We start from the raw sequence: 5,574 nt of genomic DNA on the forward strand, positions 1-5,574 counted from the left end.
CCTGCAGACCTGGGCCATTGCGGTCACCAGCTATGCCTTCAACCTGAACCTGGGTTCGCTGGTCGGCGGAGTGGCTTTGCGGGCACGCCTCTATGCGCGGGCAGGGCTGGACGAGGCCACCATTGCGCAGATCGTCGGTTTGAGCCTGGCGACCAACTGGCTCGGTTATGGGCTGGTGGCCGGCAGCCTGTTTGCCGCCGGCGCCATTGCGCCGCCCAGCCAGGCGCACATTGGCGCGGCGGCGCTGCGCCTGCTGGGCGTGGCGATGGTGCTGCTGGCGCTGGCGTATGTGGTGGCGTGCGCATTTGCGCGCGGTCGCGAGTGGCGGGTGCGCGGCCGGCGTCTGAAGCTGCCTTCGGCGCAGCTGGCCTTGGTGCAGCTGGGCATTTCGGCCACCAACTGGGCGCTGATGGGTGCGGCCATGTATTTACTGCTGGGCCGTGAGGTGCCTTACACCACGGCGCTGGGCGTGCTGATGGCGGCCTCCATCGTGGGGGTGATCATGCCGATTCCCGGCGGGCTGGGTGTGCTGGRGGCGGTGTACCTGGCGCTGCTGTCGGGCAGCGTGCGGCAAGGCGCGCTGATGGGGGCGGTGCTGGCCTACCGCGCGCTTTACTATTTTTTGCCGCTGGCAGGCGGGCTGGTTTTGTATGCACTGCTGGAGCGGCACGCGTCGTCGGCCCAGGCGGGCGCCCCTTAGCTGGCACGGATGCGTCCGCGCTGCCGGGCGGAGGCGTAATTCCCTACCGCGAGTCCGGGGGCATGCGGCAACCGTGCGCCGGTCATTGCATTGGCCTACGATGGCCGGTTGTTTGAGCGCCCCGCCTCTCTCATTGCGTTCTCGTTCTTCTTCATTCCGTTCTCATTCCTTTTTCATCAAGGGTCTCCATGTCACAAGCACTTGCCTACGCCGCCCAGTCACCCACCACCCCCCTAGCGCCCTTCACCATCGAGCGGCGCGAACCGGGCCAGCTGGATGTCGCGATTGACATTCTTCACTGCGGCGTTTGCCATTCAGACCTGCACACGGCGCGCGGTGAATGGGAGGGCGTCAATTTTCCTTCCGTGCCGGGCCATGAAATCGTCGGCCGCGTCTCCGCGGTGGGTGACCTGGTCAGCAAATTCAAGGTAGGCGACCTGGTGGGTGTCGGCTGCATGGTAGACAGCTGCCAGCACTGCCAGTCCTGCGCCGACGGCCTGGAGCAATACTGCTACAACGGTTTCACCGGCACCTACAACGGCCCCGAACAAGGCACCGGCGCCAACACCTACGGCGGGTATTCCAGCCAGATCGTGGTGCGCGAATCATTCGTGCTGAAGGTCTCGCATGACGCGGGCGACCTGGCCGCGGTGGCGCCGCTGCTGTGCGCCGGCATCACCACCTATTCGCCGCTGCGCCACTGGAAGGTGGGCCCCGGCAGCAAGGTGGGCATTGTCGGCCTGGGCGGGCTGGGCCACATGGGTGTGAAGATCGCCGCGGCCATGGGTGCGCATGTGGTCTTGTTCACCACATCGGCCGGCAAGCGTGAAGACGCCTTGCGCCTGGGCGCGAAGGAAGTGGTGGTGTCAAAAAATGCTGACGAGATGGCGGCGCATGCCAACAGCTTTGACTTCATCCTCAACACGGTGGCGGTGCCGCATGACCTGGATGCCTTCATCGTGCTGCTGAAGCTGGATGGCACCATGACGCTGGTGGGCGCACCCGCCAGCCCGCACCCCTCACCCGGCATCTTCAACATGCTCCTGAAACGCCGGCGCCTGGCGGGTTCGGCAATTGGCGGCATCAAGGAAACCCAGGAGATGCTGGACTTTTGCGCCAAGCACGGCATCGTGTCGGACATTGAGCCCATCCGCATGGACGAGATCAACACCGCTTACGAGCGCATGCTCAAGAGCGACGTGAAGTACCGCTTTGTGATTGACATGGCCAGCATGAAGGCAGCAACGCCTGCCGGGAGTGCTGCGCGCTGAGCGGTTGGAGTGTGGTCGCGACTGGGACGGGGCGGGTCGTTACCCGCTTTTCACCACCAACCACGTTGCTATCAATAACATAGCTGCTTGCGCACGTCCACAAAGGGCTGCAGGCCAAAATGATGCCTGACCTGGTTGCCACGCGGGCTGCTGGCGTGCATCAAGGCCCTGCCCCGGCGCCGCTTCATGTCCAATACAGGCATGGAACCGACGAACCACACACCCCAAACCGACCAGCGCCTGACCGCGCTGGAGATCAAGGCCAGCTTTACCGAAGACCTGCTGGACCAGCTCGACAAGGTCATCGTGCGGCAGCAGCAGCAAATTGATGCGCTGGTGCGCGAGGTGGCCGCGCTGAAGGCTAGCCCTGTACGCGACGGCGACGTGGCGGTGGGCCGCAGCCTGCGCGACGAACTGCCGCCGCACTTCTAGGCCATACGCGCCCGACCACGCCGTTCAAACGCCCAGATGGGCGGCCAGTTGGTCCAGGGTGCCGCCGTAGCCTTGCGCGAGCGACAAGCGCGAAATGTCAACGCAAAGCGGCTCCCCCCGCACACCCGGCACAGCTGCCTACCAGAGATTCTTGCCGTCAATCACCTTGACCGGCGCCTCGGCGGCGTCGTAGCCGTCAAAGAGGCGRGCATTGACCGCGATGCGGCGCGTGGCGCCGTCCCAGCTGCCGTCCATTTCGAAAGCCGGGCTGTCCGAGTACGTGGCCACGCCGCATTCAGCGCAGAAGTGGTGGTCGACGAGCTTGGTCTGCCAGCGGTAGATGGCGTCGCCGTCAGGGGGCGATGTGACGTGGAACTGCTCGGGCGTGTAGTAGGCCAGCAGCGCGCCGCGCCTGGCGCAGAACGAGCAGGTGCAGCGCGTCAGCTGCCCAGGGATTTCACCGTCAATGCGAAAAGTGTTTTTGCCGCAGTGGCAACTTGCCGTGATTGTCATGCGCGGCCTCCGCGAACGGCGGCATCACCGTTGCCGGCAGCCGGGCCTTCGCTATCGCCATCTTCATCATCGGTATCTTCATCGGTGACGATGCCGGCAACGTTTTCGACACCGGCTGCGGCCTGGGGTCTTTCGCGGCCCTTTCCTTCATCATTTTCTTCACCGTCCCGGCCGTCTTCCGCTTGCGCATCCAGGTCTTCATCTTCCTCGCTGCCTTCAAGCAGGTCGGACTCGTCCACTGCCCGGTCAGGCAGGATGTCGGCGTCGGGGCGTTCGTCGCCGCCGACACCGGCTCGCTCGCCGGTACCCGCAGCGTCACTGTCGCTGGCAAGCTCTTCTTCGCTGTAAGCGCCCAGGGTGTCGCTGCCGGTGTCTGAACTGTCACCGGGGCCCAGCGACTGGGTGTCTTTTCCTGGGATCAATTGTTCGGGTGAAATGCTGCCACCCAGGATGCTGCTGGTTGCCATGGCTGTATTTCCTTTCGTGTGCGTGTCTTCAAAGTCGTGTCGCGCCTTCAGATGTCCCTGATTTTGTGAAGCCGCGGTCGCAGGGGTTGTGGGACAGGGCCGCTTTGTGGCCGCTGCCCGCGCCTCCCCGCGGCGCTGGTCGAATGGAGGACGCCTGCAGGGCCTTTGTGTGCTCGTACAAGGTTTTCCGGTCTGTCCTACAGGGGCAGAACTACCCAGCCGACAGCCCCCGCCGCGCGGGCTTTTTCAAATGAGGTCGTACCGCGCGCCGGGTGTTCAGCGGGGCAATTGCAGTTCGCCGGCGGGCCACAAGACTGTGGAACCACCAAGAAAAACCAACGAAAAAGAGAGAAAGGAATTCCATGAAAGCACTCACCTACCAAGGCGCCCGCAACGTCAAGGTCGAGACTGTTCCAGACCCTGTCCTGCTCGCCGACGACGACATCCTGCTGCGCGTCACGGCCACGGCAATCTGCGGGTCAGACCTTCACATCTACCGCGGAAAAATCCCGGAGATGAAAGACGGCGACATCCTCGGCCACGAATTCATGGGCGTGGTGGAAGAAACCGGCCCCGCGGTCATGGGGCTGCAGCGCGGTGACCGCGTGGTGATTCCCTTCGTCATCGCCTGCGGGCAATGCTTTTATTGCAACAAGGCCCTGTTTGCCGCGTGTGAAAACACCAACCCGGGGCGCGGCGCCATCCTGAACAAAAAAAGCGCCACGCCCGGCGCGGGGCTGTTTGGCTACAGCCACCTGTATGGCGGCTACGCCGGAGGGCAGGCGGAATATGTGCGCGTGCCGAAGGCCAACACCGGGCCGCTGCGGATACCCGAGGTGCTGTCCGATGAGCAGGTGCTGTTTCTCTCGGACATCCTGCCTACGGGCTACCAGGCGGCCGTCAACGCACAGGTGAGGCCGGGCTCGAACCTGGCGATCTTCGGGGCCGGCCCCGTGGGGCTGATGTGCGCACTGTCGGCCCGTTTCCTGGGTGCAGAGCGGATTTTCATGATCGACCACAACGACTACCGCCTGAAGTTCGCGCAGCAGACCTACGGCATCACGCCGATCAACTTCGACCTGAACGACGACCCGGCTGACACCATTCTGAACGCCACCGGCGGGCATGGCGTGGACGCAACCATCGACGCGGTGGGCTTTGAAGCCAAGGGCAGCGCGATTGAAACCGTCTTGACCAACCTGAAGCTGGAGGGCTCCAGCGGCAAGGCCCTGCGCCAGTGCATTGCGGCCACGCGGCGCGGCGGCGTGGTGAGCGTGCCGGGGGTGTACGCCGGCTTCATCCACGGGTTCCTCTTTGGCGACGCGTTTGAAAAAGGCCTGACCTTCAAGATGGGGCAGACCCACGCCCAGCGCTACATGCCTGAACTGCTGGAACACATCGCCATGGGAAAAATGTCGCCGGAGGTCATCATCACCCATCGCCTGAAGCTGGCCGAAGCGGAACGCGGCTACGCCATCTTCGAGCAACGCGAGGAGGAGTGCCGCAAGGTGGTGCTGACGCCTTGACCATGATCTTCCACAGCCCTGGAGACACACACCATGTTTGACATGAGTACTTCCTGGTGGGAACCTTGCCTGCGGGCAATCGTTATTTACCTTGCGCTGCTGGTTCTTGTGCGTATCTCGGGCCGCCGGACGGTGGGCCAGTTCACCCCGTTTGACCTGCTGGTGGTGATGCTCCTGAGTGAATCGGTTTCCAACGCGCTGAACGCCGGGGAAGAATCCATTACGTTTGGCCTGCTGGCGGCCGTTACCTTGATTGCATTGAACCTCCTGGTTGCCTTCACCACCTCACGCAGCCGGCGCGTACAAATTCTCCTGGAAGGCCGCCCGCTTCTCGTGGGCCGCGACGGCGAGGTGTTCCGCGAAGTGCTCAAAAAGCAGCGGGTGCCCCTGTTCGATGTGGAACAGGCACTGCGCGAAGCAGACTGCGACCTGCGTGACATGCGATTCGCCTTCCTGGAGGCCGATGGGAAGATCAGCATCCTCAAGGAGTCGTCGAACGAGACCTCACCCCAGCCCGGCAAGGGCTGAGGCAGTGCAGGCGGACTTTATTTCTTGCCCAGGTACTGGCGCACGGCACTGGCGGAATTGCCCACCGCCTTGACGGCTTCGCGCAGCTGCTGCTCAGTGCAACCCAGTGATTTGGCCCAGTCGCGAAGCTCATACGC

Annotated in this window: 8 protein-coding genes; 5 read left to right on the top strand and 3 right to left on the bottom strand. The window is 63.7% G+C overall.

Features of this window, described 5'->3' with window-relative positions; all coding sequences use genetic code 11:
- From AC1D0Z_RS15210 to AC1D0Z_RS15220, 3 genes are all read left to right on the top strand, one after another.
- The coding region (locus tag AC1D0Z_RS15210; protein ID WP_477659062.1) for a lysylphosphatidylglycerol synthase domain-containing protein at positions 1-700 on the top strand (700 nt) is incomplete at its 5' end.
- 188 nt (positions 701-888) lie between these two features.
- On the top strand, positions 889-1,971 hold the full coding sequence (locus AC1D0Z_RS15215; RefSeq protein ID WP_477659063.1) for an NAD(P)-dependent alcohol dehydrogenase: 1,083 nt from the start codon (positions 889-891) through the stop codon (positions 1,969-1,971).
- 201 nt (positions 1,972-2,172) lie between these two features.
- Positions 2,173-2,403 carry a SlyX family protein gene (locus AC1D0Z_RS15220; RefSeq protein WP_477659064.1) on the top strand — a complete coding sequence of 77 codons (231 nt, stop codon included), beginning with the start codon at positions 2,173-2,175 and terminating at the stop codon, positions 2,401-2,403.
- A 138-nt stretch (positions 2,404-2,541) separates the two neighbouring features.
- Here AC1D0Z_RS15220 and AC1D0Z_RS15225 read toward each other — a convergent pair whose 3' ends face one another.
- Positions 2,542-2,916 (bottom strand): GFA family protein, encoded by a 375-nt coding sequence (locus AC1D0Z_RS15225; protein ID WP_477659065.1) that lies wholly within the window; start codon positions 2,914-2,916, stop codon positions 2,542-2,544.
- Positions 2,913-3,383 (bottom strand): hypothetical protein, encoded by a 471-nt coding sequence (locus AC1D0Z_RS15230; protein ID WP_477659066.1) that lies wholly within the window; start codon positions 3,381-3,383, stop codon positions 2,913-2,915. The genes AC1D0Z_RS15225 and AC1D0Z_RS15230 overlap by 4 nt, the downstream gene beginning before the upstream one ends.
- 362 nt (positions 3,384-3,745) lie before the next feature.
- Between AC1D0Z_RS15230 and AC1D0Z_RS15235 the strand changes: the two genes are divergently transcribed.
- On the top strand, positions 3,746-4,909 hold the full coding sequence (locus AC1D0Z_RS15235; RefSeq protein WP_477659067.1) for a zinc-dependent alcohol dehydrogenase: 1,164 nt from the start codon (positions 3,746-3,748) through the stop codon (positions 4,907-4,909).
- Between the two features lie 33 nt (positions 4,910-4,942).
- Complete coding sequence (locus AC1D0Z_RS15240) at positions 4,943-5,437, top strand: DUF421 domain-containing protein (protein ID WP_477659068.1); 495 nt, start codon at positions 4,943-4,945, stop codon at positions 5,435-5,437.
- 17 nt (positions 5,438-5,454) lie between these two features.
- Here the strand turns inward: AC1D0Z_RS15240 and AC1D0Z_RS15245 are convergent.
- Positions 5,455-5,574, bottom strand: a 120-nt coding sequence (locus AC1D0Z_RS15245) for a DUF3606 domain-containing protein (protein ID WP_477659069.1), incomplete at its 5' end; no start/stop codon positions are given.

The organism is Polaromonas sp. P1_E3 (genome assembly GCF_056405935.1).